Raw genomic sequence first — 26,178 nt, forward strand, 5'->3', positions numbered from 1 at the left:
GGACGTGATGCCGAAAGGCGACGGATACGACGGGCCATGACGTTGACGGGCGGGGATCGGTCCCGCGTGACATTTCTGGGCGCTCCCTACGATCTGGCCCCGGTCGAGACCGTACTGGCCGCGCTCGCGCAGAGGCGTGGCGGCGAGCCGTTCCGCTATGTGGTGACGCCCAATGTCGATCATCTGGTCCGCCTGATGCGGCGTCCCGAACTCGGGCCGCTCTATGCGGACGCCTGGCAGAGCTGGTGCGACAGCCATATCGTCCGCCGCCTCGGCTTCCTGTTCGGGCTGAGGCTGCCGCATCTCAACGGCACCGACGTGGTCGAGCGAATCTTCGCCGAAGTGCTGCGCCCGGGCGACCGCATCGCCGTGATCGCGCCGCGCCCCGAGGTGCTTGGCGCGCTCGCCCGCAGCGCGCCTGCGCTCGATTTCGTCGGCCACTGCCCGCCGATGGGCTTCGCCGACGATGACGCCGCGATGGCCGCCTGCATCCGCTTCGTCGCCGATCATCCGGCCCGCTTCCTGTTCGTCGCGGTCGGCTCGCCGCAATCGGAGATGCTGGCGCAACGCCTCGCATCCGCGCCCGGCGTCACCGGGACGGGTCTGTGCATCGGGGCGGCGATGGAATTCGTCAGCGGCATGAAGACGCGGGCGCCGAAGCCGATGCAAAATCTCGGCTTCGAATGGCTGCACCGGTTGATCAGCGAGCCGCGCCGTCTGTGGCGACGCTACATTCTCGGCATCGGCCCGCTTGCGATGCTGGTCGCCCGCGAAGCCGTGCGGCGGGTCCGGCCATGACCTCCGCTGCGCCCGCAACGATACCCGCCCGCAAGCCGCTCATCCTGCACATCTCCTCCGACTATCCGAACCCAATCCGGACGCCGACCACCAACGCGGTGGAACGGCTGGTCGACCGGATGACCGACCATCCGCAGGTGGTCGTCTCGCTGCAGCGGGTCGGCCTGCCGTGGCAAACCTATTGGCGCGATCTCGGCATGGTCGGCGGCCGGCGGCTGATCGCGCACGGCTATTTCGCTCTGCCGCTGGGCGTCGGCATGCTCGCCTGGCAATGGCGTCTCGCCCGGCGCATCCGCCGGTTCCTGGCCGCCGAGCGTATCGCGCCCGAGATCGTGCACAGCCACCGCTTCACTTTCGAGGGCATCGCCGCCTGGATGGTGGCGCGTGCCACCGGCGCCGCGCTGTTCCAGTCCGTGCGCGGCGAGGTCGAACAGAAGGTCTTTCGGCTGAAGCCGACCTACCGGCCGCTGTTCCGGCGGATGGCGCGCGACGCCGCCCGCATCTTCTATGTCTCGGCCTGGTACCGGGCCGGCTTCGAGCGTCATACCGGCGCCGATCCGGCCCGGACGCGGCTGCTGCCCAATATCGTCCTGAACGCGCGTCCCGAAATCGCGCCGGCGTTGCCCGATCCGCGCATCGTCGTCGCGCTCCGGCTCGACGCGCTCGACAGGAAGGGGCTGCCGGACCTGATCGCCGCCTTCGCGGCAGCCGGCCCCGCGCTCGACGGCTTCTCGCTCGACATCGTCGGCGATGCGCCCGCCGACAGCCCGGACCGGGACCGTGTCCATGGCCTCATCGCCGCTCACGGCCTGGAAGGCCGTGCCCACCTGCGCGGTCCCGTCGGCCACGAAAACTTTCTTGCGGATCTCCCGCGGGCCCTGGTGCTCGCGATGCCGTCGCGCGACGAAACCTTCGGCATGGTCTATCCGGAAGCGCTGTTCTCCGGCGTGCCGATCCTTTACGCGGCCGGCACCGGCATCGACGGCTACCTGGACGGGCTGGAGGTCGGCATCGGCGTCCGGCCGGGCGACGTGGCGGGGATCGCCGATGCGCTCGTCCGCCTCGTCCGCGACAATGCCCGCTACCGGGCGGCGATCCGCGCGGCGGCACCGACCCTGTTCGAGCGCCTGTCGCCGGAGGGCGTCGTCGCGCGCTACCGCGCCGAGATCGACGCCGCGACCGCGCCGGCGACCGGCCGGAGGCGCGGGGCATGACGGCCACGGCCTTCGCGATCTCGGTGCACAAGTCCGCCGCGTCGATCGAGGCGGAGTGGCGGCACATGGAGGCCGAAGGGGCGGTCACGGCCTTCCAGCGCTACGACTTCGTCGCACCACTCTATGCGGCCTTCGCGGCACACGGTCGTGCCGAACCGGTGATCGTCCTGGTTCGCACGGTCGACGGTGGCCGGCCGGCGATGATCCTGCCGCTCAGCCGCCATCAGGACGGCGGGCGGATCATCACCTTCGCGGATCTGCGCGTCGCCGACTATTGCGCGCCCGTGCTCGCACGCGGCTTCACACCCGACGCGGCGACCTTCCGCGCCCTCTGGCGGCAGATCGAAACTGCGCTGCCGGCGGCCGACATCGTCCATCTACGCAAGCTGCCGGCGACCGTCGGCGGACGACCCAATCCGCTGCTCTCGCTGCGCCCGCAAGCCGCCTTCCCGGTCCACGCCCATGGCGTCGCCATCGCGCATCCCTGGCACCAACACGCGTCCGGTGCGATCAGCAAGAAGCAGCTCGGCGAGTTGCGCCGGAGCGAGTCCAATCTCGGCCGCCTTGGCACGCTCGGTTTCGCCTTCCACGACGGCGGCGCTGCGGCTGTGGCTCTCTTCGAAGACCTTTACGCCCAACGCACGGCGCGCTTCGCCGCGCTCGGCCGCGACGACGTGCTGGCCGACCCGATGTGGGCGGCCTTCTATCGCGACCTGGTCGCCGGCACCACGGCGCGGCCCGCGGCCCGCATGATGGGACTGACGCTCGACGGCACCTTCATCGCGTCCGGCCTCGGCCTCGTCCATGACGGTGCCTTCCTGCTGCTGATCCCCTCGTTCGACATGCAGCGCTATGCCCGTTTCGGCCTCGGCCGGCTGCAGATCTACCGCGCGATGCAGGCCTTTGCCGAAGACGGGCTGACCTATTTCGACCTGACCATCGGCGACGAACCCTACAAGAGCGCGTTCGGGGTCGATGACCGGACCCTGTTCGAGGTGCTCCGGCCACTCAGTCCGCGCGGCCTCCGGCTGGCCGCCGTCTGGCATGCCAAGGTCTTGCTCCGCCGGTTCCCCACGCTGCGGGAGCGGCTTCGGCGTTGGACCGGCCGCGCCTGACCGGTCCAGGCACAAGCATTGCAATTCCAGCAAACGGGACATCGCATAGCGGCGCACTTCGCCAAAATCGTGCCAATTTGATGCAATTTGGATCGGGTTGATGGTTTCCGCCGATTTCGACTTCCAAAGGACCCCGGCCGGCCCTGACCGATCGGCAGGGGCCGGGCTGGACGCGTTCGGCCGGGATGTCGCAGCCGTATTCGCCTCGCTGTGGCGGCGCAAGCTGTGGATCGCCGGGACGGTCGCCGTCGCACTCGGCGCCGCCTTCCTGTTCGTCCTGCTGTCGACGCCGCTCTACTTGTCCACGACGCGTCTCCTGATTGATCCCCGGCCGAAGCGCATCCTGGAAAGCGAAGTCGTGCCGTCCGGGCTCGGCTCGTCCTCGTCGGGTGCCGATTCCCTGCTCGTCGACAGCCAGGTCGAGATCGTCGGCTCCGACGCCGTTCTGCGCCGGGTGATCGAGGCCAATAAGCTCGCGGCCGATCCGGAGTTCCTGGTCGGCGGCGGGCCGGGCCTGACGACCCGCCTGCGCGCCCTGTTCGGCCCGGAGGCGCGCTCGGCCGAGCCGACCGAGATCGCGCTCGACCGGCTGCGGCGGCTCAGCCGGATCGCGCGGGTCGGCAATACCTATGTGATCGAGATCGGCATCTTCTCGCGCGATGCCGAGAAGGCGGCTTCGATCGCCAACGCCATCGCGGCCGCCTATCTGACCGAACAGGCGAATGCGTCGACCAGCGCCACGCGCGAGACGACGGAATCGCTGACCGGCCGCCTCAAGGCGCTGCGCCAGGATGTCGCCGCCGCCGAGGACCGCGTCGAGGCCTACCGGCGATCGAACAGCCTCGTCGGCACCCAGGGCGTGCTGATCGACGAGCAGCAGCTTCAGGACCTGAACGGCCGTCTCGGCGCGGCGCGTCTGCAGCGCGAGGCGGCGGAGGCGCGGTTCGCTCAGAGCGCGCGGCTGGCGCGGGCGGGCGGCGGCTCGGCCGCCTCGGCGGAGGCGCTCGACAGTCCGGTCATCGCCGGCCTGCGCACCAGTCTTGCCGAATACGAGCGCAGCCTGGCCAATCTCGGCGAGCGGCTGGGGCCGCGGCATCCGCAGGTCCGCAGCCTGGAGGCCCAGAAGGCCTCGGTGAAGGCGCAACTCGACAGCGAGGTGCGTCTGGCCGTCGAGCGCGCCCGCAGCGCCCTCGATCTCGCCCGCAAGAACGAGGCGGCCCTGAACTCGAGCCTCAACGATCTCAAGCAACGGGCGCTGACCAACAACGAGGCCCAGATCCGTCTGCGCGCCCTGCAGCGCGATGCCGAAGCCTCCCGTGGGCTGCTCGAGGCGGTCCTGTCGCGCGCCAAGCAGAGCGGCGAACAGGAAGCCCTGCCCAGCACCAATGTCCGGGTCCTGGCAGCCGCCGTGGCCCCGTTCCGCGTCTCCTATCCGCCGGCCCCCATCGTTCTGGCCGCCGCCTTGGCGCTCGGGCTCCTCCTCGGCTGCCTCATCGCCTGGTTCCGCGACCGCTTCGCGTGATCCGCCGACCGCCCGGCCCCCTCTGGCAAATGACGGCACGGATCCCCATCTTCATGACCGGAAGCTGACAGCCGGGCCGTTGCCCGGACCCGACATGGAGACGTCCTGCAATGAAATGTCCGCTCGACGGCGAGGCCCTGGTGATGACCGAGCGTCAGGGCATCGAGATCGACTATTGCCCGAAATGCCGCGGCGTCTGGCTCGACCGCGGCGAACTCGACAAGATCATCGAACGGGCGTCGCCGCCGGCCGCGCCGCCACCGCCCCCGCCGCAGGCGTCGGCCTATCCGGGCGATCCGCGGTCCGCCGCGCCGGGTGGGCTGTTCGGCGCGCCGCCCCCGCCGCCGCCGCGCGGCGAATCGATGGGCTGGGGCCGGCGCGACGATGACGACGACGACGATCATCGCCGCGACCCCCGCCACGGCGGCTACGGCCATCCCGGGGCCCAGCACGGCCAATCCTACCCGAACCAGCAATCCTACCCCAATCAGCAGCCCTACCCGCCACGGCGCAAGTCCATGCTCGGCGAACTGTTCGATTTCGATTGAGCGGGCGCTGCCGACCGGCCTGTCGACGCGACCGGTCGGCAGCCCTCGGGGCCTGGTTTCCCGCCGTCGGCCTTGAAATGGATCGCGAGACCTGTCACGCGAGATCGCCCCGTCCCTGTGCCGGGAACGGTCCAGCTTGCCAGCCGGGACCGGATGGTCAGAATGGTGCTCTGACATTGACGCTCCCGGAGAGTTAGCATGATCCGATATCTCAAATCGCTCTGGCGCAAGGTCACCGGCGGCGCCAACAAGCGCTCCGAGAAGGAACGCGCCCGGCGCAAGGAAGAGCGTCGCATGGAGCGCTGGAAGGCCCGTCAGGGCGCGACCGACGCGCCGCCGCCCGCGCCTCTGCCCGGCCAGACGCCGCCGGCCGCCGGCGGCGGCGGTTCCGCGGCCAGCTGAACGGCAGGCACCCGTTCTGAACCGACGGGGCAAACCTCAAAGATGGGGTCAGGATACCGTGCCGCCGTGCGGGCGGCCGAGCGTGGGGGCGGCCGCGGCCACCCTCTAAAATATCAGCAGAATGTCATTGAAGCGTGCGGTTGCGTCTTCTAGATTCCCCCGGATTTCAGCCGGGGGTTGTCATGAGAATTGCGCTGGTCGTCGCCGCCGCCGTGCCGCTCGCCGCATGTTCGTCGAACGTGAACTACGTGATCCAGAATTACGATGGGGTCGTGGTCGAGGAGCATGTGGTGCCGCCGGCCGACGGGCCGCGCTACGTGCCGTCCGACAATGGGCCGGTCGACATGGCGCGCAAGTTCCGCATCTTCGACAAGCCGCTCGAAAATCGCATGATGATCACCGCAAGCTTGGGCGATGCGGCCGCCTACGGCTTCGTACGCGGGCTGGTCAAGATCGACGTGAATCCGCCGACCAGCGTCTACCGCGACGCCGCCATCGACTATCTGCACAGCAAGGGCCGCGCCTGCACGCCGGTGGAGACGATGGAGTTGGTCCGGCTGCAGTATGAGGTGCGCTACGCCTGCCAGGCGGCGCCGGCGGCTTCGGCCGCGGCAAAGGCGAAGCCCGGCAAGTTGCCGGCGGCGCCCGCTCCGAAGAGCTGATACGGCACTGCACGCCGAAACCGGGCGGCAGGCTCTTCCGGGGCCGTCCCGCCGGGGTGCGGCGAGGGACGGCCGGCCGTCGCGGGCCCTTACGAGGAGGCCACTCGACCCGACGACGGCCGACCACCTGCGAACCGGGATGTTTGCGGCGGCCCGGATCCGCAGGCTTGCCGGGAGAAGACCGTACCTTGCGGCCTGCCTTCGCCCATTCCCTGAAGACGTTCTGACAGGCGGCCGGGCGCCGCGCAACGCAAACGACGCGGCGTGCGGGACGAATCCCTTTGGTTAGTAAAGCGTTAAGCTTACCTCGGCCGGGCCGTCACGCGGCGTCGGAGACGACGCAGTTCCGGCCGTTGCGCTTGGCCCGGTAGAGCGCCAGATCGGCGCGCTTCATGATCTGCTCGTCGGTATCCTGCAATCCGTCGAGCGTGCCCAGGCCGATCGAAATGGTCACGTCGATCTGCTTGACCCCGCCGGCGATGACGAACGGGTCCCCGGCGACGCGCTGGCGCAGCCGCTCGGCCACGACCCGCGCCAGGTTGAGGTCGGTATCCGGCATCACGATCACGAATTCCTCACCGCCGTAGCGGCAGCACAGATCGATGCCGCGCACGTTGGACCGCATCCGGTCGGCGAATTCGCGCAGCACCTCGTCGCCGGCATCGTGGCCGTGCGTGTCGTTGATCGCCTTGAAGAAATCGATGTCGAGGATCAGCACGGACAGCGGCTTGCCGCGCTCCTTCGCCTGCTCGGTCAGCGTCGCCAGATGGGTCGACATGTAGCGCCGATTGTGCAGCCCGGTCAGGCCGTCGGTCACCGCCATCTCGATGGTCTGCTGGACGTTGTCGCGAAGATGGTCGTTGTAGCGCTTGCGCCGGATCTGGGTGCGGACCCGCGCCAGCAATTCCTGGCGATCGATCGGGCGGGTCAGATAGTCGTTGACCCCGATCTCGAGCCCGCGCAGCAGGCGCGGCTGGTCTTCCGGATCGACGATCAGCAGGATCGGCAGCATTCGGGTCCGATCGAGCGAGCGCAATTGCGAGCAGAGCCGGAGCGCATCGAAATTGGCCAGCGCAAGGCTGACCACGACCAGCTCGAAGGCGCCGTCCGCAGCCGTCAGCAGCGCCTCCTGCGGATTGGCCTGCAGCGTCACCGCATGGGCCGAGCCCAGCATCGCCTGCAGACGCTCCGCCGTGGAACGCCGGTCTTCGACCACCAGGATGCGCCCCTTGGCGGACCCGACGACCTGATCGATGTCGAAATCGCCCTCGATGCTTCGGTCCCGGCTGGCCGCCGCGCGCATGCGCAGTTCGTCGGTCAGCATCTTCAGCCGGGAGAGACTTCTGACCCGGGTGACCAGGGCCACGTCCGAGACCGGCTTGGTCAGGAAATCGTCGGCGCCGGCCTCCAGGCCCTTCACCCGATCGGAGATCTGATCGAGCGCCGTGACCATCACCACCGGAATATGGGCGGTCGCCGGATTGGCCTTGATCCGTCGGCAGACCTCGAACCCGTCCATGCCAGGCATCATGACGTCGAGAAGCACGATGTCGGGCATGACTTCGGCGCAGACGGTGAGCGCCTCGAGGCCGTTCATCGCCGAGACGACATCGAAATACTCAGCCGTCAGCCGCGCCTCCAGCAGCTTGACATTGGCCAGTATGTCGTCGACGACGAGAACGCGGGCAGTCATCGTTGGCTCCGGAAGAACTGATCTTGCGTCGAGAAACCAAGTCGCCTCAACTTTTGATCAGGCATCCCCAAGATACGAGCGAACGGTTTCCAAAAACTTGGCGACCGTGATCGGCTTGGAGATATAGGCCTCGCATCCGCCCTGCCGGATGCGTTCTTCGTCGCCCTTCATGGCGAAGGCGGTCACGGCGATCACCGGGATGGCGCGCAGGTCGTCATCCTCCTTGAGCCACTTGGTCACCTCCAGACCGGACACCTCGGGCAGCTGGATGTCCATCAGGATCAGATCCGGTCGGTGCGACCGGGCAATATCCATGGCATCCAGGCCGTTGCGGGTCTGCAGCGTCCGGTAGCCGTGGGCTTCGAGGAGATCGTTGAACAGTTTCATGTTCAACTCGTTGTCCTCGACGATCAGCACGGTCTTCGCCATTCTGTCTCTCTCTACTCTGCACAAACGCAATCTCTGCCCACCACTCGATTTTAGTGATAATTCGTTTCGCATTGGCAAACCGGAGGTTCGCTCCGTGCGACGTGAGCAGCGGCGAGATCACATGAACCATGACGAGGCCGAGGGGATCGCGATCGCGGCACTCGGTTTTCTGGCCGAACGACCCGAGCATCTCGGCCGCTTCCTGGCCGAGAGCGGGATCGGGCCGGAAACGCTGCGCGTTGCCGCCACCGATCCGGGCTTCCTGGCAGGCATACTCGATTTCCTCATGAACGACGAATCGCTCCTGCTCGAATTCACCGAGAACCGACGGCTCCGTCCCCTGATGGTTGCCGCAGCCCATCATCGACTGTCGGGACCCCATCCGGAATGACCCTCGATCCGCACAGCCTCGACATCCTCGCCGCCATCGACGCCCTGCCCTATGGCGGCCGCCCTCTCGTCGTCTCCGATGTCGACGAAGTGGCCGTCTATTTCGTGCGCCATTTCGAGCGCTACCTGGAGCGTTCCGGCTTCCGTCTGGATGCGGTCAGCTACGGCTTGACCGGAAACATCCGTCACGGCGCCACCGACGAGGCCGCCGGCCAGGACGATGTCCGCCGTCTCCTGTTCGGCTTCTTCGACGACGAGATCGCCCACCAGGAGGTGGTCGAGGACGCCGTCGAGGTTCTCGGCCGATTGGCCGAGCGTGCCGATGTCGTCCTGCTGACCAACGCCCCGCACAAGCACCGGGAAACCCGCCGCATTTCGCTGGCCGCACGCGGCCTGCCCTATCCGGTGCTGACCAATGACGGACCGAAGGGACCGGCCATGGCCCGCCTCGCGGCACGCGCCGAGGGTCCGGTCTTCTTTCTGGACGATTCGCCCTCGAATCTCGTTTCGGTGCGCGAGACCCTGCCGGACGCCCATGTCATCCAGTTCGTGGCCGATCCGCGCTTCTTCGCCATGGCACGCGAGATCCCGGGCATGAATCTCCGCGCCAATCGCTGGGCCGAAGTCGAAGCCTACATTGCCGGCGTGATCGCGGCGCACGCTCAGCAATGACAGTCGACCATGGCGAGCCAAGCCTGCGGGTGGCGGCGGCGCTGTGTATCGATCAGGTCCATCACCTGACGGTCCCAGGCCGCCCAGGAGATGCTTGCGCCGTCCGCAGGATCGCCTGATCCGGCCGGCCCGTTCTCGTGCCAGCGGCCGTCGACCACCACGGCCGTGGCCCCGAAGCCCGGCGCCCAGGCGACCCAGTCCTCCAGCCGCTCGCCCGGCCCGGTGGCCGGCAGGACCGGCGCGGCCGCGTGCCAGCGGGCGGCCGCGCCACCGGCCTGCAGGCGCAGCCAGGCGGAAAACGCCCGGCCGTAAGGTCGCGGCTCGGGCATCTGTCGCCAGGCTTCGACCAGCTGCCCGACCTGGCGATGCACCGCATCGGCATCGGTCGGCGGGATTCCGGCGGCCCGGCTGATCTCGGCGAGCCGGGCCCGCCTGCGATCGCGCGCCAGCCTCCGCATGGTCCGCCAGTCGATATCGCCGAGCCGGGCATAGTCGTGGGGCAGCGCACGATCGCGACACAGGAAGGGCCTGCCGCCGCCGAGCGACCAGCCGAGCCAGCGCCCGTTCGGATTGGTGCGGTCGATCGCACGCGCTGCCAGACCGTTCAGCACCAGGAGATGGCCGAAGCGGTGCGGGCCATGAATGTCGATCGCATCCGAATCGTTTAGGTAGCCCCATCCGAAAGACATGGCGAGCCCTTTGAGATCGCCGCCCGGCCATGCGCCGAGGCGCGCGACGACCCGGTCCATCGCATCGACATCCCGCACATAGGCGTCGTTGATCCCCGTGCGCTTGAAGTCGTGGAAGGGCTGCAGGGTCGCGGCGAGGTCCGCACGCCCCTCGGGGCTGTCCGGATCGTGATCGATCACGACGGCGACTGTGAAATGCGTCACCGGACCCTCCTCGAAATGACCGGCGCCGCCGGCGCCTCGGACGCACGCCGGATGCCACTGGCCGGCGAACGCGGAAAGAGTATATTGCATCGGCGCAGAAACGAAACAGGAACGAGAAGCGTGCTCCCTACCCAGAACTCAGGGGTTGAGGGCTTCTGTCGTGACTGCCTGGTCCCTTCGCGGCCGGGAGCGTGGCGCTGCGCGTCCTGCGGCAGCCCTCGCCTGGTCGCCCATCCTGAACTGGATCGGCTTTCGATTGCCCATGTCGATTGCGACGCCTTCTACGCCTCGATCGAAAAGCGCGACGATCCATCCTTGCGGGACGTACCGTTGATTGTGGGCGGCGGCAAGCGCGGCGTCGTCTCGACGGCCTGCTATCTCGCCCGCATCCACGGCGTGCGGTCGGCCATGCCGATGTTCAAGGCATTGGCGGCCTGCCCGCAAGCCGTCGTGATCAAGCCGAACATGGAGAAATACGTCAAGGTCGGCCGCCAGGTCCGGCAACTGATGCTCGAACTGACGCCGCTGGTCGAACCGGTCTCGATCGACGAGGCCTTCCTCGATCTCTCCGGCACGGATCGCCTGCACCATGCCACGCCGGCCCTGACCCTCGCCCGTTTCGCAAAGCGGGTCGAAGACGAGATCGGCATCACCATTTCGGTCGGACTGGCGCCGAACAAGTTCCTGGCCAAGATCGCCTCCGACTTCGAGAAGCCGCGCGGCTTCTCGGTGATCGGCGCCGCCGAGGCGCGCACCTTCCTGGCTGGTCAGCCGGTCACCCTGATCTGGGGCGTCGGCAAGGCGCTGGCGGGCACCCTCGAACGCGACGGCATCCGCCAGATCGGCCAGTTGCAGTCCATGGACGAGACCGCCCTGATGAAGCGCTACGGCATCATGGGCCAGCGCCTCGCGCGCCTGTCGCGCGGTGAGGACGACCGCCGCGTCACCCCGGACCGGGAGGCGAAGAGCGTCTCCGCGGAGGTCACCTTCGACGAAGACATCGCCGCCTTCGCCCGCCTGGAGCCGATCCTGCGGCGGCTGTCCGAAAAGGTCTCCGCCCGGCTGAAGAAGGCGGGGATCGGCGGGCGCACGGTCACCGTCAAGCTGAAGACGCAGGACTTCAAGACCGTCACCCGCAACCGCAGGCTCTCCGATCCGAGCCAACTGGCCGACCGCATCTTTCGCGCCGGCCGGGAGCTTGTCGAGCGCGAATGCGACGGCCGCGCCTTCCGGCTGATCGGCATCGGCGTCGCCGATCTGGTTCCCGCCGAAGCCTGCGATCCGGTCGACCTGGTCGACGAGGGGGCAGGCCGGCGCGCCAAGGCGGAGCGCGCGATGGACGCGGTTCGTGCCCGGTTCGGCGGCGAAGCGGTCGAACTCGGCCTCATCTTCGGCACCGACCGGCGCGGACGCGACCGATAGGCATCGCCTCAGTCCGGGCCGCCGTCCGAGCCGTCGCGATAGTCGTGCGTCGCCCCCTGCGGATCGGTCACCCGATAGAGGCCGGGACCGGCCGATGCGACATAGTCGGGACCGACCGGCACCTTGCCGTATCCGCCCGGGATGTCGAGCATGTAGGTCGGCTGCGCGATCCCGGTCAGACGGCCGCGCAGGGTGCGCATCAGCGACCGGCCCTCGGCGAGGGATGTCCGGAAATGCCCGGTGCCGCGGGCACGGTCGAGATGGTGCAGGTAGTAGGGTTTCACCCGAAGGGCGACCAGGGACCGGAACAGATCCTCCAGCACGGCCGCGTCGTCGTTGATGCCCTTGAGCAGGACGGTCTGGGCGAGCAGCGGGACCCCTGCCCTGGTCAAGGCGCGGATCGATTTCCTCGCATTTTCCGTCAGTTCGGAGGCATGGTTGACGTGCAGCACGAACCAGACGGCGGCCCGCAGATCGAGCAGGTCCAGAAAGGCCGGCGTGATCCGGGCCGGGTCGACGACCGGCACGCGGGTATGGAAGCGGATCACGCCGACATGCTCGATGGCGTCGAGCGCCTCGAGGATCCGGCCGATGCGCCGGTCCGACAGAACCAGCGGATCGCCGCCCGACAGGATCACCTCGAAGAGGCCCGGCTCCGCCCGGATGCGGTCGAGCGCGGCCGCAAGTTCGGCGTCGCCGAGGCCCGGATCGCCGCCGACCGTCTCGCGCCGGAAGCAGAAGCGGCAATAGACCTGGCAGAGATGGGTCGGCTTCAGAAGCGCCCGGTCCGGGTAGCGACGGATCAGTCCCGGCGCGATCTCATGCACACCGTCGCCGATCGGATCGGCAACCTCCTCCGGCGCGATATCGAGTTCCGCCGTCCCGGGCACGAACTGGCGGGCGATCGGATCGGCCGGGTCGGCCGGATCGATGGCTGCGGCCATATCGGCGGTGATCCGCAGGGAGAAATCCTGCGTCACCCGCTCGATGGCCGGTGCCGCTTCCGGCGCAATCAGCCCGCGCGCGACCAGATCGGCGACGCGGACGACCGCAGGCGGCCGCTGCGGGCCTTCGCTGGTCATGGGGTCGGACCTCCGGCGCGGTTCAGGCCACGACCTCGACGGCAGCGTCCAGGCCGCCGAGCTTGGCCAGTTGGCGCAAGCGACGCTGCAGGACCTCGCCGTCGAGATCGGCGAGATCGCGCGGCAGGGTCATCACCAGAGTGCTGCCGCGGGCCGCAACACCGACCAGCGGGATGACGCCCGGCATCGCGGCCGAGAGGATATAGGCGACCCGGAACGCCGCGCCGAGGCAGCGGGCGCGCTCCTTCAGCCGCACGGAGGCCAGTTCCCGGATGCGCGGGCTCAACGCATCGTCGATCAAGCCCATGTGCCGATAGTAGCTTGCCAGTGCCAGGAAGGCCCGGCCGGGATGATCGACGCCGATGAAGGCCGCATGGGCGATCACGTTGAGGCTCTGCTCGCCGCGATAGTCCGGATGAGCCCGCCAGCCGATGTCGGACAGGAGGCAGGCCGCGTTGCGCAGCCGTTCCTCCTCGGCGGTCTCGTCGATGCCGAGCGCGCGGAACACGGCACCCGTCCAGGGGCCGAGTTCGAGCGCATGGCGCGGCGACCGCGACCGCAGGATGGCCAGTTCCTCGGCTGCCGCCATCAACGGATCGAGCCGCTGCTCGTCCGGCGCCAGCCGTTCGAACAGCAGGCCCTCGCGCAATCCGAGCGCCGAGAGGATGACCGCGCTGGGCTTGCCGATCTTGATGATCTGCGCGAGCACCGTGGCGCCATAGGGCAGCAGGTCGCGCCGTTGCTTGGAGATGACCTCGATCCGGTCGAGCGCCTCGATGTCGCCGCGCGCCACCATCCGGCAGAAGTCGAGCGCTTCCGCCGCCGGCAGCGAATATTCGTGCATCACGTGCAGCGGATAGCCGGTCTGGAACATGTGCAGCCGCGCCAGCGAGCGCCAGGTGCCGCCGACGGCATAGAAGGGCCGCCCGGCGCCGCGGGCGAGAACGTCGGAGGACTTGAGGATGTCCTCGGCGATCTTTTCGGCCTTGCGTGCCGAACCTTCCGCCGCCTCCGACAGCCGGATGCCGCCGAGCGGATAGGTCCGCCCCTGGCCGAGCTCCGTGCCGTTGACCTCGACCAGTTCCAGGCTGCCGCCGCCGAGATCGCCGGCGATGCCGCTCGGCTGGTGCATCCCGGAAACGATGCCGAGGGCCGCGAAATAGGCTTCCTCGGGGCCGCTCAGGACGCGCACGGGCACCCGGCAGATCCGCTCCAGTTCCGAAACGAAGGCGGCCCCGTTGGCAGCCTCGCGCGCCGCGGCGGTGGCAAGCACATGCAGCTCGATCGCGCCGGACTGGTCGGCCAGGTGCCGGAACCGGCGCACGGCGGCCAGGGCGGCGGCGACCGAGCCGTCCGAGAGGCGGTTGGTCTTGCCCACGCCCTTGCCGAGCCCGGCCAGGACCTTTTCGTTGAACAGCAACGTCGGAGACCGGCAGAGCCGCTCGTAGATGACCAGACGGACCGAGTTCGAGCCGATGTCGATGACCGCGATCGGGCCGCGTCCGCTCAGCCGGCCGGGCGCGACCTCGGTATCGGGGCGCATCGCCTCAGGAGCGATGATTTCGCCCGGCGATCGATTTGGGAGAGTTGGACTTGAGTGATTTTCCACGGCCGGACAACGACGGGTTGGTCATGAAGTATTTATGGGCGTTGAACGGTTCCTCGCCCGCCGCCGGTACGATGCGCTCGTGCCCGCCATCCGGAAGGAGACGCCAGCTCTGCTGATTGTCCCGGAGGTTGGCGACCATGATCTGGTCCAGCACCTGCTCGTGGACGGTCGGGTTCGTCAGCGGAGCGAGCGCCTCGACCCGGCGGTCGAGGTTGCGCGGCATCAGGTCGGCCGAGCCGATGTAGACGATCGCCTGCGGCGAGGGAAGCCCATGGCCGTTGCCGAAGCACAGGATACGGCTGTGTTCGAGGAAGCGGCCGACGATCGACTTCACCCGGATATTGTCGGACAGGCCGGGGACGCCCGGCCTGAGGCAGCAGATGCCGCGCACGACGATGTCGATCTGGACGCCCGCCCGGCTCGCCTCGTAGAGCGCGTCGATGATGCGCGGATCGACCAGCGAGTTCATCTTCGCCCAGATCTGCGCCGGGCGGCCGGCCTTGGCGTGGGCGATCTCCGCCTCGATATGCTGCAGGATGCGCGGCCGGATGGTCAGCGGCGAAATCGCCATCTTCTCCAGCTCGTGCGGCTGAGCGTAGCCGGTGATGTAATTGAAGATCTTCGAGACATCCCGGCCGATCGTCGGATCGGCGGTGAAATAGCTGAGGTCGGTGTAGATGCGCGCCGTGATCGGGTGGTAGTTGCCGGTCCCGATGTGGCAATAGGTCGCCAGCGTGCCCCGTTCGCGGCGAACGACCAGCGACAGCTTGGAATGCGTCTTCAGCTCGACGAAGCCGAACACGACCTGAGCGCCCGCGCGCTCCAGATCCCGCGCCCAGCGGATATTGGCCTCCTCGTCGAAGCGCGCCTTGAGTTCGACGACCGCCGTGACCGACTTGCCCGATTCGGCCGCCTCCGACAGAACCTTGACGATCGGACTGTCCTTGGAGGTCCGGTACAGGGTCTGCTTGATGGCAACCACGTCCGGATCGCGCGCCGCCTGACTCAGGAACTGCACGACGACATCGAACGATTCGTACGGGTGGTGGACGATCAGGTCCTTCGCCTTGACCGCCGCGAAGCAGTCGCCGCCGAACTCCTTGATCCGCTCCGGAAATCGCGGCTCGTAGGGGGTAAATTTGAGCTCCGGCCGCTCCACGCCGACGAGCTGCGACAGCTCGGTCATCGCGAGCAGGCCTTCGACCTGGAAGATGCCGTCGGAAGCGACGCCGAGGGCCCGGGCGACGAAGGACTGCAGACGCTCCGGCGTATCCGCCTCGATCTCCAAACGGATGACCGAACCGCGGCGCCGCCGCTTCAGCATGGTCTCGAACACCCGGACCAGATCCTCGGCCTCCTCCTCGATCTCGATGTCGGAGTCGCGGATCACCCGGAAGGCGCCCTTGCCGCGCAGCTGGTAGCCGGGGAACAGGCCGGCAATGTGCAGGCCGATCATGTTCTCGAGGCTGATGAAGCGGCGGATGCCCGGTTCCGTATCGCTCGCCGGCAGTTCGATGAAGCGGTCGATCTTGGACGGGATGCGGATCAGCGCCGTCATGGTCGCGCTGCTGCCGATCTTGGCCAGATCGAGCACCAGCGAGAAGCCGAGATTGGGAATGAACGGAAAGGGATGCGCCGGATCGCAGGCGAGCGGCGTGAGGACCGGGAAGACATGGGTCAGGAAATACTGGTCGAGCCAGGCGCGGGTCGCCTTGTCGAGCGCCGACCCGTCGGCGATGACGATCCCGACCGCCGCGAGCTCAGCCTTCAACTCGCCCCACAGCCGCTGCTGCTCGTCGGTCAGCGCCTCGGCCGCCTCCCCGATCCGGGTCAATTGCTCGGCCGGCGTCAGACCGTCGTCCGACCGGGTCAGAATGCCGGCCCGATGCTGTTCGATCAGCCCGGAAACGCGCACCATGAAGAACTCGTCCAGGTTGTTGGCCGAGATCGACAGAAAGCGCAGGCGCTCCAACAGAGGATGGTTGGTGTTGGCACTCTCTTCGAGGACGCGTCGATTGAAGGAGAGCCAGGACAGTTCGCGGTTGACGAAGCGATCGGGACTGTCGAGCGGGATGGACGGCGCCGGCGCCACCGGAGGCGCCGCAATGGCCTCGGCGGCGGGCGCGGTCTCGCTGCTGCGCCTGCGCGAAGGCTTGGTCTCGACCGTCTCGTCCATGCTGCGTCCCCTCCTGCGGCGCCGGTTCCGGCACCCCGGTCCGACGCGCGCGAAACTATCCGTACTTTATGACGGATTGTGTTCATCCGGCTCGGTTTCTTCGAGACCCGGCAGATGCGGTTCGCGCGACCACGCATCCGCGATCAGGCGTGCCGCGAGCGGCCGCGTGATCGCCGCCTTCGCGGCGAGCGCCTCGCGGTCGATGCGCTCGACGGTGCGCACGGCCGCACCATAGGAACGCTCGATGCGCCGGGCCAGGAAGCGGACGACCTGCGGGTCGACCATGGTCTGCCGGTCCGCGAAGAGCTTGCCGATCACCGCTTCGAGCAGGGCGTCGTCCGGCTCCTCCAGACGGACCGGCGTCGCCGCGCGCAGGCGCGAGACGAGATCGGGCAGGCCAAGCCCCCAGGCGACCGGCTCGGCGCGCGCCGTGATCAGAACCGGGCTGCCGGCCTCGCGCGCGGCATTGAGCAGATGGAACAGCGCCGGCTCGTCGAGCCCGGGTCCGGCATCCTCGACCGCCACGCCCCCCCGCGCCGCGAGTGCGACGGGATCGATCGTCGCGAGATCGCCCGCGGGCAGGATCGTCGCGGCCGCGGCCGCCGCCCAGATCGCGGCGAGATGGCTCTTGCCCGCCCCCTCAGGACCGATCAGCAGCACGACCGGACCCGGCCAGTCCGGCCAGGCCAGGACCAGGTCGTGCGCCGCCGCGTTGGCGGTCCCGACGATGAAATCCTCCATGCCGAAGCGCGGTGCGGCGGCCAGAGCGAGCGGCAGCTGGCGGGGATTCGACGGTGGGGCAGGTCCGGTCGCCATCGGCTCAATCGTCGCCGGCAGCCGCATAGAGCGGGCTGGCGAGATACTGATGGAGGGCGAAGCGCGCGAGAACGCCGATCGACGCCGCCGCCGGCACGGCGACCAGCATGCCGACGAAGCCGAGCATCGATCCGAACGCGAACAGGGCGAACAGCAGCCAGACCGGGTGCAGTCCGACATTCTTGCCGACCCAATTGGGCTGCAACACGGAACCCTCCAGCACCTGGCCGGCGCCGAACACGGCAAGCATGGCCAGAATCCACTGCCACTCTGGCCAGAACTGGCCGAAGGCGATGACGATCGAGGCGATCAGCCCGATGCCGAAGCCGACATAGGGGATGAAGCCCAGGATTCCGGAGAGAAGCCCGATGAACAGGCCGAAATTGAGTCCGAGCAGTGTCAGCCCGGTCGCATAGAAGGCGCCCATGGCGATGCAGACGGAGATCTGCCCGCGCACGAAGCCGGCCACGGCGCCGTCCATCTCGTGGGCGAGCCGGCGCACGGTCGGCCGATGGCGCGGCGGCAGCCAGGAATCGACCTTCGAGATCATGCGGTCCCAGTCGAGCAGCATGTAGAAGGTGACGACCGGGGCGATGACCATCAGCGTCACGACCGAGACCAGCGCCTGTCCGCCGTTCCAGACCGAATGCAGGATGCCGGCGATCCAGCCGGCGCCCTGGCTGAGCGAAGACCCGAGCAACGCCTCCAGATCCTTGGCGTTGGTGCCCATGAGGCGACCGAGCCGCCCTTCCATCGCCTGGGAGAAGAAGGATTGCAGCCGCGTCGCATAGGACGGCAGCAGTTGGACGAAGCCGCTGATCTGGTTGGCCAGCAGCGGCACGACCAGTATCAGGATGACGACCAGACCGAGGATCAGTCCGAAGACGATCACCGCCGTTGCCATGCCCCGCGAGAGGCCGGCCTTCTGCAGCCTGTCGGCAACCGGATCGAGCAGATAGGCGAGCGCCATGCCGGAGACGAAAGGCAAAAGGACGCCGGAGAAGAGCCACAGAAACAGGATCAGGACGAACAGGGCCGCAAACCAGAACTGGATCTGTCGCGTCAGGTTCAACGGCATCCCTCCCCGCCCCCGGCGCCGTCCCGCGCAGGACGCGGCGCACCTCGATCCGTCACCGGTTCACCGCGGATCCGGCCAGGACGTCCCCGTCCCCGACCCGGTCTCATTGTCCGCCGACATGGCCTTGAGCCAGCCGACCAGATAGGCCGCGCCGGAGCCGACCGTCAGCCCGGCGACGATCCAAAGCCCGACCGCAACCAGGGGCAGGAGATCCGCCGCAAAGGCATGATCCCCCAGAATCGCAGCGGCGAGCAAGATCTGCGCCGTTGTGTTGATCTTGGAGATCATCAGCGGGCGCACCTCGACCGGCCGGCCCATCACCCAGGACAGCAGGAAGGCGCCCACGATGAGCAGATCGCGCGACACGACCAGGATCACCAGCCAGCGCGGCAGCACGCCTTCGATGCCGAGCGTTACATAGATGGCGACCAGCAGCGACTTGTCGGCAATGGCATCCAGATAGGCGCCGAGACGCGTGCGCAGATTCCAGCGCCGCGCGATCCAGCCATCGACGCCGTCCGAGGCGCCGGCCACAACGAACAACCAGAACGCCAGATCAAGCCGCTGCTCGGAGATCGCAACCACCACCATCGGCACGGCGATCAAGCGCGCGACCGTGATCAGATTGGGCAACGTGACGTTGGAATAGACCATGGCGGACCTGAACGGCGACCGACGCAGCCGCACCCGCCTGAGATGGTCCCGGCGGGGCGGCATTCCAAGATCACGGACTTATGACAGAGACGCCCTGAGACCGCCAATCCGGCATTGCCCATCCGGCCGTCACACCTGCCGATCGGCACCGCCGATCCGGACAGAGACCGGCGCGGGCCGTCGACCGGGCGACGTGCGGCGGCCCGAAGGGCGGCATCGCGCCACCCGTCCGGACCGCCCGCGACGGTTCACTCGATATCGGCCACCGCATCGACCGCGCCGCCGGAGACGCGCGCCGCCAGGGAGGCTTCCATGAACGGGTCGAGATCGCCGTTCAGGACCTTGGCGGGATCGGTCGACTGCACGCCCGTGCGCAGATCCTTCACCATCTGGTAGGGCTGCAGCACATAGGAGCGGATCTGGTGGCCCCAGCCGATATCGGTCTTGGCGGCCGCCTCGGCGCTGGCCTTCTCCTCGCGCTTCTTCAGTTCGACCTCGTAGAGGCGCGCGCGCAGCATGTCCCAGGCCTTGGCCCGGTTCTTGTGCTGCGACCGTTCCGCTTGGCAGGCCACGGCGATGCCGGTCGGGATATGGGTCAGGCGAACGGCCGAGTCGGTCGTGTTGACGTGCTGGCCGCCGGCGCCGGACGACCGGTAGGTGTCGACGCGGACGTCCGATTCCGGAATCGTGATCTCGATGGAATCGTCGATCACCGGATAGACCCAAACCGATGCGAAGCTCGTCTGACGGCGCGCATTGGCGTCGAAGGGCGAGATGCGAACGAGCCGGTGCACGCCCGATTCCGTCTTCAGCCAGCCATAGGCGTTCGGCCCCTTCACCAGCAGGGTCGAGCCCTTGATGCCGGCGCCTTCTCCGGCGGTATATTCGATGATCTCGACCTTGTAGTCGTGCTGCTCGGCCCAGCGCATGTACATGCGCATCAGCATCTCGGCCCAATCCTGGGATTCGGTGCCGCCGGCGCCGGCATGAAACTCGACATAGGTGTCGAAACTGTCGGCCTCGCCCGAGAGCAGCGCCTCGATCTGCCGACGCTGCACGTCGTGGCCGAGATGCTTCAGCTGTTCCTCGGCTTCGACGATCGTGGCCTCGTCGTTCTCGGCCTCGCCGAGTTCCAGGAGCGTCAGATGATCGTCGAGCTCGCGCCCGATGCCGCGCACGACATCGACCGATTTCGCGATCTGGTCGCGCTCGCGCATCAGTTTCTGGGCAACGGCGGAGTCATTCCAGAGATTCGGATCCTCGGCCCGGGCATTCAGCTCGTCGAGCCGCTTCAGCGCGACATCCCAGTCAAAGATGCCTCCTCAGCAGGCTGAGAGCCTGCTTGATCTCGTCTACGATGGTCTGGATTTCGGGTCTCATCGATCTCGTCCTGGGCGTCGCGCCACCGGTGCCGGTTGGTTCCGGGCGGCGGGCCGCGACCATACCGACGGCGTTGCCGCATTGCAATTGCGCGGGACGGGCCGAATCCGACCGCGAATGATCGGGTCGTCCGGTCGCGTCCGCTTGACGTAACCGCACCCATGCCGCGATGCTTCCGACCGCGATGCCCGGCCGGTCCGTCATCGCCAGAAGGGGGAGCCGCGCCGCCATGGCCGACAGCATGTCCGGACCGCGCCCGGCAGGACGGCATCGCTTCCGCGCCGTACGGGCGATCGTCGCGGCCTGCGCGCTGGTCCTGGCGCTTGCCGGCCTGGCTGAGGCCCAGGACCGAGTGTCCGACACGGTGCGCATCCCCCTCGACCGGATCGAGATGACCACCGAACTGCACCGTCCCGCGGGACCCGGCCCGTTCCCGGTGGTGGTCTTCGCGCATGGCCGCCCGGTCGACCATCACGGACGCACGGCGCTCGCGCGCTCCATCCCGCGCGATCAGGCGGCCTTCTGGGTCCGGCGCGGCTTCGCCGTGGTGGCCCCGTTCCGTCCGGGCTACGGGCCGACCGGTGGCACCGACGTGGAGGCGCTGCACGCGCGCAACTGCGAGCGCACGCCGGACTACCGCCGCATCGCGGAGGCGGCCGGACGGCCGGTCGAGGCGGCGATCGCCTGGGCGCAACAGCAGCCCTGGGCCCGCCGGGACCGCATCCTGCTGGTCGGGACCTCGGTCGGTGCCCTGGGTATCCTGGCCGCGGCGGCGCGGCAGCCCGAGGGGGTTGTGGCCTATGTCGACTTTTCCGGCGGCGCCGGCGCCCTGCCCCGGCAATCGCCCGGCCGCTCCTGCCGTCCCGACATTGTGACCGCGCTTTTTGCCGAGTACGGCCGGTCGATCCGCATCCCGGGGCTTTGGCTTTATGCCGAAAACGATCTCGCCTGGGGGCCGGAGGTCCCGAAGATCTGGCACAAGGCCTTCGCCGAGGGCGGTGCCCGCAGTTCCTTCGTCATGACGCCGGCGGTTCCGGGCGTCGACGGCAACCTTCTGATGCTGCGCGGTCAGAAGCTCTGGGCGCCGATCGTGCGCGGCTTCATCGCCTCGCTCATGTTTTGAAAACCGTCTCCATAAGCCGGATGGCAACGCTTGCCCGCCTATGGTCGGCGGCGATCCGCACCGATCCGGCAGAGACCATGTCCGCAAGCCCAACGACCTTTGCCGCCCCGCCGCCGCCGCACCCCGCCGTCGGCGCCGCCTTGCCGTCGGCCCGCCTGTCCGCGCCACGGGCGGAGGCCGGACTCGCGGTCCTGCTGATCGCGCTCGCCGGCCTGCAGGTCGCGCGCGGCATGGCGACCGTCTTCCCGCTCGACGACGCCTATATCGTGCTCCACAACGCGCAGGTCCTGCTTGCCGGAGGCGTCGACCCCAATTTCGCCGAGGCTTCGGCCCTGGTCGGCTCGACCAGCCCGCTGCATCTGATCCTGGTTGCCGCGCTGGGGCTGATCCTGCCGTTGCCGGCCGGCCTGACGCTCCTCGCCTTTCTCGGCGCCTTCGCCTATGGCTGCGGCCTGATCGCCGCCGCCCGGCGCGGCGGTGCCGGCGAGGGCGGCGCCTTCGCCTTCGCGCTGGCCGGCCTCCTCGCCGCCCACAGTCCGTTCCAACTCCTGAACGGGCTCGAGACCGGCCTCGCGATGGCGGCGGTCATGTGGGCGCTGGTTCTCTACGGCGATGCGGCAACCGGTGCGATGCGGCGGTGGCTGCTCTGGATTCTGATCGGCATCCTGCCGATCCTGCGCCCCGAACTGGCCGTGCTCGGACTTTTGCTCGGCGCCTGCGATCTCTGGCGGATGCGCGACGAGGCCGGCGGCGCGACACGGACGGCCGTCCGCCGGGCCCTGCCCTATGCCGTGGCGGCCGGACTGATCGTCGCGCCGTTCCTGGTCTGGCAGTGGGTCGATACCGGCACGGTGCTGCCGGGTACGATCGGCGCCAAAAAGGCCTGGTTCGCGGAAACCGACCTGCCGATCGGCCTCAAGGCGCGCTCCTTCATCACCGACACGACACAGTTCCTGGCCGGTTTCGGGCTGACCATCCTGCCCGCACTGCTGCTTCTGCCGGCAACAGCCGCCGGACGCATCGGCGCCGTCTTCGCCGCGATCGTGCTCGCGCTCTATTTTCACGAAATGCCGGGCGGCCTGTCGCACAACGAGCAGCGCTACCTGCATGTCTTCGCGCCCGTGGTGATGTTCGGCGCGGCCGGGCTGTTCTGGGCCGGGCCGGAACGGTTCGGCGCCATCGGGCGCATGCCGAACGCGGTGGCGGCGGTGCTCGCCCTTCAGGCCGCCCTGCTCGCTCTTCCGGGCCTGGCACGCTACCGTGACGCGACCGCCTTCACGGCCGGCGATCTCGACCGTGTCGCCCGCCATGCCCGCGAGGCGCTGCCGGCGAATGCCCGCCTGCTGATCCACGATGCCGGCTACATCGCCTGGGCGACGACGCTGCCGCTCGTCGACATGGTCGGGTTGAAGACCCCGTCGAGCATTGCCGATCACCGCGCCCTGACATTGCCGAGCAACGGCACGCGACGCGGCGAGGCCATCGCACGGATCGCGGCCCGCGGCGCGGTCAGCCATGCGGTCGTGCTGGACGACTGGAACGACCGCTTCGGCATCGTCGACGGGTTGATCGCGGCCGGCTGGACGGTGACGCCGACCGGACCGGCCGGCGCCTATCGCATCTATCGCCTCACGCCGCCCACGGCCCCGGCCGCCGCGCCGGCTCCGTAGAACGCGCCCGCCACCGACGCGACGGCGGCGGGCGGAACGCCGGACTGGGTCTGGACGCCTCTCGGCTCAGTACAGCCCGCCCGGCTGGAGACCGCGTTCCTGCTCGGGCGTGACGCGGCGGGCGCGCGAGAACTCGCCCTGCTCGTAGCCGATGATGGAATAGTTGTCCGGCGGCGCGGTGCCGGGCTTGAAGGCTTCCATGATCGTCTCCGGATCGCCCGGCGAGGCCTTGAGACCGCTCTTCCGGTTGATGGCGATCAGGCGGATGCCCGGCGGCACGCGGAACGGCACGGCCGGCTTCTCCCTCAGCGCCTCGACGAAGAAGTCCTTCGCGATCGGGGCCGCCGTATGTCCGCCGGACTGGCCGCGACCGAGCGGACGCGGCTTGTCGTAGCCGACATAGACGCCGACCACGAGGTCCGGCGTGAAGCCCATGAACCACACGTCCTTCTCGTCGTTGGTCGTGCCGGTCTTGCCGGCGACCGGCTTGCCGACCTCGCGCAGCACCGTCGCCGTGCCGCGTTGGACCACGCCCTCCATCATCGATGTGATCTGGTAGGCGGTCATCGGGTCGAGCACCTGCTCGCGGTCGTCGATCAGCTTGGGTTCGTCCTGGGCGGCCCAGGCGCTGGCCTCGCAGCCCTGGCAGATGCGCGGATCGTGCTTGTAGATGGTCTTGCCGTAGCGGTCCTGGATGCGGTCGATGAAGGTCGCCTTCACGCGGCGGCCGCCATTGGCGATGGTCGCGTAGGCCGCCGTCATCCGGAGCACGGTGGTCTCGCCGGCGCCGAGCGACATCGACAGCACCGGCGACAGTTCGTCGTAGATGCCGAAGCGCTTGGCGTATTCGACCACCAGCGGCATGCCCATATCCTTGGCCAGCCGCACCGTCATGGTGTTGCGCGACTGCTCGATGCCGACGCGCAGCGTCGAAGGGCCGTAGAACTTGCCGGAATAGTTCTCCGGCCGCCACGGCGCGGCGCCGACGCCCTGGCTGATCTCGATCGGCCCGTCGAGCACGACGCTCGAGGGCGTATAGCCGTTGTCGAGCGCCGCCGAATAGACGAAGGGCTTGAACGACGATCCCGGCTGGCGCCAGGCCTGGGTGGCGCGGTTGAACTCGCTGTCCGAGAACGAGGCGCCGCCGGCCACGGCGAGGACGCGCCCGGTATGCGGGTCCATCGCCACCAGCGCACCGGAGACTTCCGGGAACTGACGCAGGCGGTAGCCCTGCCGGTCGCCGCTGCCGGTGCCGGCCTTCTCGACCAGGATCACGTCGCCGGGCTGCAGCACCTGCGCGGCGGACTTGATGGCCTGACCCTTGCGCGGGCCGTCGGCCCACTTCGCCCATTTCAGCTGATCGGCGGCAATGAAGCCGCGCTCGCGCTGCGTCGAGACAGAGCCGCCGAACAGCTTCGGCGGCTGCAGGCCGATGATCGCCTCCTGATCGACGACCGACAGCACCACCGCCGCGCGCCATTCCGGCATGTCGGCGAGCGTCTTGACCTCGGCGAGCTTCGGACCCCAGTCGCCGCCGGCCAGATCGATCTTCGAGAGCGGCCCGCGCCAGCCCTGATCCTGGTCGTAGTCCATCAGCCCCTTGAGCAGCACCTTGCGGGCGATGACCTGCATCTTGGGATCGAGCGTGGTGCGCACCGACAGGCCGCCCTGGTAGAGGCCCTTCTCGCCATAGCGCTCGGCGAGCTCGCGGCGCACTTCCTCGGCAAAATAGTCGGACGCGAAGAGATGCGGACCGGTCTGGCGCGGAACCACCGTCAGGGGCTCCTTCTTCGCCTTGTCGGCCTCTTCGCGCTTGATGTAGCCGTTCTGCGCCATCAGATCGATGATGTCGTTCCGGCGGCCGACGGCGCGCTCGGGGAAGCGGAACGGGTGGTAATTGTTCGGCGCCTTCGGGAGCGCGGCCAGATAGGCGCATTCCGCGATGGTCAGCTCGTGGACCGACTTGTCGAAATACAGGAGCGAAGCCGCCGCGACGCCATAGGCGCCGATGCCGAGATAGATCTCGTTCAGATAGAGCTCGAGGATCTGCTCCTTGTTGAACGCCTCCTCGATGCGCATGGCCAGGATCGCCTCCTTGGCCTTGCGCTCGACGCTCTGCTCGTTGGTCAGCAGGAAGTTCTTGGCGACCTGCTGGGTGATGGTCGAGGCGCCCTGGGCGCGCTTCTTGCCGCCGCGCAGGCGGTCGGAGACCAGCGTATAGACGGCACGCGCGATGCCTTCGGGATCGACGCCGCGGTGCTCGTAGAAATTCTTGTCCTCGGCCGAGATGAACGCGCTCTTGAGCAGCTGCGGGATCGCCTGCGAGGGCAGGAACAGCCGGCGTTCATGGGCATATTCGGCGATCAGGCTGCCGTCCGAGGCGTGCACCCGGGTCATCACCGGCGGTTCGTAGTTGCGCAGGCCCGCATAGTCGGGAAGATCCGACGCAACATAGCGATAGGCCAGGACCAGCGCGCCCGCGACCATGAGCGTGACCACGGCGCCGAGCCCGAACAACCAGCCGAAAAACCTGAAGATGAACATGCCGCCGGCATTCTCCCCGTTCGCCGGACCTGCAGGGTCGGGATCGCACCCGCCACGCCGGAACCGACTTCCATATTCCGCCTATCCGGCCGCCCCGAATCCAAGCAACGCGAGCCTTCGACACTCGAGCAACGGACCCGCGACGCCTGCGAAGCCGAGTGCTCCCGGCGCCGCGCGCCCGACCGGCGCAGGCACGGACCGGACCCGGACCGGCCATGCCCTCGGATATTCCCTTAGCGCAGGATGGGCTCCGGCGAAATCACCGAAACGCCGGATCCCCCGCCTT

Annotated in this window: 23 protein-coding genes; 12 read left to right on the forward strand and 11 right to left on the reverse strand. The window is 68.5% G+C overall.

Annotation, left to right across the window (positions count from 1 at the left end):
- Positions 1-66: 66 nt before the first annotated feature.
- From ABB55_RS01380 to ABB55_RS01410, 7 genes are all read left to right on the forward strand, one after another.
- Complete coding sequence (locus tag ABB55_RS01380; protein WP_200911990.1) at positions 67-798, forward strand: WecB/TagA/CpsF family glycosyltransferase; 732 nt, start codon at positions 67-69, stop codon at positions 796-798.
- The gene (locus ABB55_RS01385; RefSeq protein WP_054357201.1) at positions 795-2,012 is read left to right on the forward strand and encodes a glycosyltransferase; all 1,218 of its coding nucleotides are present in this window, start codon (positions 795-797) and stop codon (positions 2,010-2,012) included. Before ABB55_RS01380 ends, ABB55_RS01385 begins: the two co-directional genes overlap by 4 nt.
- Complete coding sequence (locus ABB55_RS01390) at positions 2,009-3,127, forward strand: GNAT family N-acetyltransferase (RefSeq protein WP_054357202.1); 1,119 nt, start codon at positions 2,009-2,011, stop codon at positions 3,125-3,127. The genes ABB55_RS01385 and ABB55_RS01390 overlap by 4 nt, the downstream gene beginning before the upstream one ends.
- Before the next feature lie 100 nt (positions 3,128-3,227).
- Positions 3,228-4,649, forward strand: a complete 1,422-nt coding sequence (locus ABB55_RS01395; protein WP_054357203.1) for a GumC family protein — start codon at positions 3,228-3,230, stop codon at positions 4,647-4,649.
- A 110-nt stretch (positions 4,650-4,759) separates the two neighbouring features.
- Complete coding sequence (locus ABB55_RS31255) at positions 4,760-5,197, forward strand: TFIIB-type zinc ribbon-containing protein (protein ID WP_083463259.1); 438 nt, start codon at positions 4,760-4,762, stop codon at positions 5,195-5,197.
- Between the two features lie 198 nt (positions 5,198-5,395).
- Positions 5,396-5,599 (forward strand): hypothetical protein, encoded by a 204-nt coding sequence (locus tag ABB55_RS01405; protein ID WP_054357204.1) that lies wholly within the window; start codon positions 5,396-5,398, stop codon positions 5,597-5,599.
- Positions 5,600-5,781: 182 nt separating this feature from the next.
- Positions 5,782-6,261 (forward strand): hypothetical protein, encoded by a 480-nt coding sequence (locus ABB55_RS01410; RefSeq protein ID WP_054357205.1) that lies wholly within the window; start codon positions 5,782-5,784, stop codon positions 6,259-6,261.
- A gap of 319 nt (positions 6,262-6,580) precedes the next feature.
- Here the strand turns inward: ABB55_RS01410 and ABB55_RS01415 are convergent, their stop codons facing one another.
- A complete protein-coding gene (locus ABB55_RS01415) occupies positions 6,581-7,954 on the reverse strand; it encodes a PleD family two-component system response regulator (RefSeq protein ID WP_054357206.1) in 1,374 nt (457 codons plus the stop codon).
- A gap of 57 nt (positions 7,955-8,011) precedes the next feature.
- Positions 8,012-8,383: a response regulator gene (locus ABB55_RS01420; protein WP_054357207.1), complete on the reverse strand. Its 372-nt coding sequence runs from the start codon at positions 8,381-8,383 to the stop codon at positions 8,012-8,014.
- Between the two features lie 121 nt (positions 8,384-8,504).
- On the opposite strand from ABB55_RS01420, the gene ABB55_RS01425 reads away from it, so the two are divergent.
- Together ABB55_RS01425 and ABB55_RS01430 are read left to right on the forward strand one after the other, a co-directional pair.
- Positions 8,505-8,774, forward strand: coding sequence for a DUF3572 domain-containing protein (locus tag ABB55_RS01425; protein ID WP_054357208.1), 270 nt, complete (start codon positions 8,505-8,507; stop codon positions 8,772-8,774).
- Positions 8,771-9,445, forward strand: coding sequence for an HAD family hydrolase (locus tag ABB55_RS01430; RefSeq protein WP_054357209.1), 675 nt, complete (start codon positions 8,771-8,773; stop codon positions 9,443-9,445). Before ABB55_RS01425 ends, ABB55_RS01430 begins: the two co-directional genes overlap by 4 nt.
- On the opposite strand, the gene ABB55_RS01435 is transcribed toward ABB55_RS01430, so the two are convergent.
- The gene (locus tag ABB55_RS01435; protein WP_083463260.1) at positions 9,436-10,338 is read right to left on the reverse strand and encodes a hypothetical protein; all 903 of its coding nucleotides are present in this window, start codon (positions 10,336-10,338) and stop codon (positions 9,436-9,438) included. The genes ABB55_RS01430 and ABB55_RS01435 overlap by 10 nt on opposite strands.
- Positions 10,339-10,458: 120 nt before the next feature.
- On the opposite strand from ABB55_RS01435, the gene ABB55_RS01440 reads away from it, so the two are divergent.
- Entirely contained in the window at positions 10,459-11,760 is a 1,302-nt protein-coding gene (locus tag ABB55_RS01440; RefSeq protein ID WP_054357211.1) for a DNA polymerase IV, read from the forward strand.
- Positions 11,761-11,768: 8 nt separating this feature from the next.
- Here the strand turns inward: ABB55_RS01440 and ABB55_RS01445 are convergent, their stop codons facing one another.
- The 7 genes from ABB55_RS01445 to prfB form a co-directional block, all read right to left on the reverse strand.
- Entirely contained in the window at positions 11,769-12,842 is a 1,074-nt protein-coding gene (locus ABB55_RS01445) for a lysine-2,3-aminomutase-like protein (RefSeq protein WP_054357212.1), read from the reverse strand.
- Between the two features lie 22 nt (positions 12,843-12,864).
- Positions 12,865-14,385: a Ppx/GppA family phosphatase gene (locus tag ABB55_RS01450; protein WP_054357213.1), complete on the reverse strand. Its 1,521-nt coding sequence runs from the start codon at positions 14,383-14,385 to the stop codon at positions 12,865-12,867.
- Between the two features lie 4 nt (positions 14,386-14,389).
- A complete protein-coding gene (locus tag ABB55_RS01455) occupies positions 14,390-16,627 on the reverse strand; it encodes an RNA degradosome polyphosphate kinase (RefSeq protein ID WP_054357214.1) in 2,238 nt (745 codons plus the stop codon).
- Positions 16,628-16,693: 66 nt separating this feature from the next.
- Positions 16,694-17,443, reverse strand: a complete 750-nt coding sequence (locus ABB55_RS30770; RefSeq protein ID WP_244471945.1) for a P-loop NTPase family protein — start codon at positions 17,441-17,443, stop codon at positions 16,694-16,696.
- A gap of 4 nt (positions 17,444-17,447) precedes the next feature.
- A complete protein-coding gene (locus tag ABB55_RS30775) occupies positions 17,448-18,521 on the reverse strand; it encodes an AI-2E family transporter (RefSeq protein ID WP_054357215.1) in 1,074 nt (357 codons plus the stop codon).
- 60 nt (positions 18,522-18,581) lie between these two features.
- Positions 18,582-19,238 carry a CDP-alcohol phosphatidyltransferase family protein gene (locus tag ABB55_RS01470; protein WP_420848221.1) on the reverse strand — a complete coding sequence of 219 codons (657 nt, stop codon included), beginning with the start codon at positions 19,236-19,238 and terminating at the stop codon, positions 18,582-18,584.
- A 185-nt stretch (positions 19,239-19,423) separates the two neighbouring features.
- Positions 19,424-20,555, reverse strand: a protein-coding gene (gene prfB, locus ABB55_RS01475; RefSeq protein ID WP_140940419.1) for a peptide chain release factor 2 whose coding sequence is annotated in 2 segments (ribosomal slippage) — positions 19,424-20,485 and positions 20,487-20,555 — 1,131 coding nt in all. Because the reading frame shifts where the segments join, the coding sequence is not laid out codon by codon here.
- 229 nt (positions 20,556-20,784) lie between these two features.
- Between prfB and ABB55_RS01480 the strand changes: the two genes are divergently transcribed.
- Together ABB55_RS01480 and ABB55_RS01485 are read left to right on the forward strand one after the other, a co-directional pair.
- Positions 20,785-21,678, forward strand: coding sequence for a dienelactone hydrolase family protein (locus ABB55_RS01480; RefSeq protein ID WP_054357217.1), 894 nt, complete (start codon positions 20,785-20,787; stop codon positions 21,676-21,678).
- Positions 21,679-21,755: 77 nt separating this feature from the next.
- Complete coding sequence (locus ABB55_RS01485; RefSeq protein ID WP_152981887.1) at positions 21,756-23,348, forward strand: hypothetical protein; 1,593 nt, start codon at positions 21,756-21,758, stop codon at positions 23,346-23,348.
- A 66-nt stretch (positions 23,349-23,414) separates the two neighbouring features.
- On the opposite strand, the gene ABB55_RS01490 is transcribed toward ABB55_RS01485, so the two are convergent.
- A complete protein-coding gene (locus ABB55_RS01490) occupies positions 23,415-25,892 on the reverse strand; it encodes a penicillin-binding protein 1A (RefSeq protein WP_054357219.1) in 2,478 nt (825 codons plus the stop codon).
- Between the last annotated feature and the right edge of the window lie 286 nt (positions 25,893-26,178).

Origin of the sequence: Prosthecodimorpha hirschii (assembly GCF_001305515.1) — a bacterium.
In the GTDB taxonomy this organism is placed as follows: Bacteria; Pseudomonadota; Alphaproteobacteria; order Rhizobiales; family Ancalomicrobiaceae; genus Prosthecodimorpha; species Prosthecodimorpha hirschii.

Excerpts from the sequence above, each read along its gene's own strand:
- ABB55_RS01385 (WP_054357201.1), top strand. The coding sequence starts at position 795 with ATGACCTCCGCTGCGCCCGCAACGATACCCGCCCGCAAGCCGCTCATC.
- ABB55_RS01390 (WP_054357202.1), top strand. The coding sequence starts at position 2,009 with ATGACGGCCACGGCCTTCGCGATCTCGGTGCACAAGTCCGCCGCGTCG.
- ABB55_RS01395 (WP_054357203.1), top strand. The coding sequence starts at position 3,228 with ATGGTTTCCGCCGATTTCGACTTCCAAAGGACCCCGGCCGGCCCTGAC.
- ABB55_RS31255 (WP_083463259.1), top strand. The coding sequence starts at position 4,760 with ATGAAATGTCCGCTCGACGGCGAGGCCCTGGTGATGACCGAGCGTCAG.
- ABB55_RS01405 (WP_054357204.1), top strand. The coding sequence starts at position 5,396 with ATGATCCGATATCTCAAATCGCTCTGGCGCAAGGTCACCGGCGGCGCC.
- ABB55_RS01410 (WP_054357205.1), top strand. The coding sequence starts at position 5,782 with ATGAGAATTGCGCTGGTCGTCGCCGCCGCCGTGCCGCTCGCCGCATGT.
- ABB55_RS01415 (WP_054357206.1), bottom strand. The coding sequence starts at position 7,954 with ATGACTGCCCGCGTTCTCGTCGTCGACGACATACTGGCCAATGTCAAG.
- ABB55_RS01420 (WP_054357207.1), bottom strand. The coding sequence starts at position 8,383 with ATGGCGAAGACCGTGCTGATCGTCGAGGACAACGAGTTGAACATGAAA.
- ABB55_RS01425 (WP_054357208.1), top strand. The coding sequence starts at position 8,505 with ATGAACCATGACGAGGCCGAGGGGATCGCGATCGCGGCACTCGGTTTT.
- ABB55_RS01430 (WP_054357209.1), top strand. The coding sequence starts at position 8,771 with ATGACCCTCGATCCGCACAGCCTCGACATCCTCGCCGCCATCGACGCC.
- ABB55_RS01445 (WP_054357212.1), bottom strand. The coding sequence starts at position 12,842 with ATGACCAGCGAAGGCCCGCAGCGGCCGCCTGCGGTCGTCCGCGTCGCC.
- ABB55_RS01450 (WP_054357213.1), bottom strand. The coding sequence starts at position 14,385 with ATGCGCCCCGATACCGAGGTCGCGCCCGGCCGGCTGAGCGGACGCGGC.
- ABB55_RS01455 (WP_054357214.1), bottom strand. The coding sequence starts at position 16,627 with ATGGACGAGACGGTCGAGACCAAGCCTTCGCGCAGGCGCAGCAGCGAG.
- ABB55_RS30770 (WP_244471945.1), bottom strand. The coding sequence starts at position 17,443 with ATGGCGACCGGACCTGCCCCACCGTCGAATCCCCGCCAGCTGCCGCTC.
- ABB55_RS30775 (WP_054357215.1), bottom strand. The coding sequence starts at position 18,521 with ATGCCGTTGAACCTGACGCGACAGATCCAGTTCTGGTTTGCGGCCCTG.
- ABB55_RS01470 (WP_420848221.1), bottom strand. The coding sequence starts at position 19,238 with ATGCCGCCCCGCCGGGACCATCTCAGGCGGGTGCGGCTGCGTCGGTCG.
- ABB55_RS01480 (WP_054357217.1), top strand. The coding sequence starts at position 20,785 with ATGGCCGACAGCATGTCCGGACCGCGCCCGGCAGGACGGCATCGCTTC.
- ABB55_RS01485 (WP_152981887.1), top strand. The coding sequence starts at position 21,756 with ATGTCCGCAAGCCCAACGACCTTTGCCGCCCCGCCGCCGCCGCACCCC.
- ABB55_RS01490 (WP_054357219.1), bottom strand. The coding sequence starts at position 25,892 with ATGTTCATCTTCAGGTTTTTCGGCTGGTTGTTCGGGCTCGGCGCCGTG.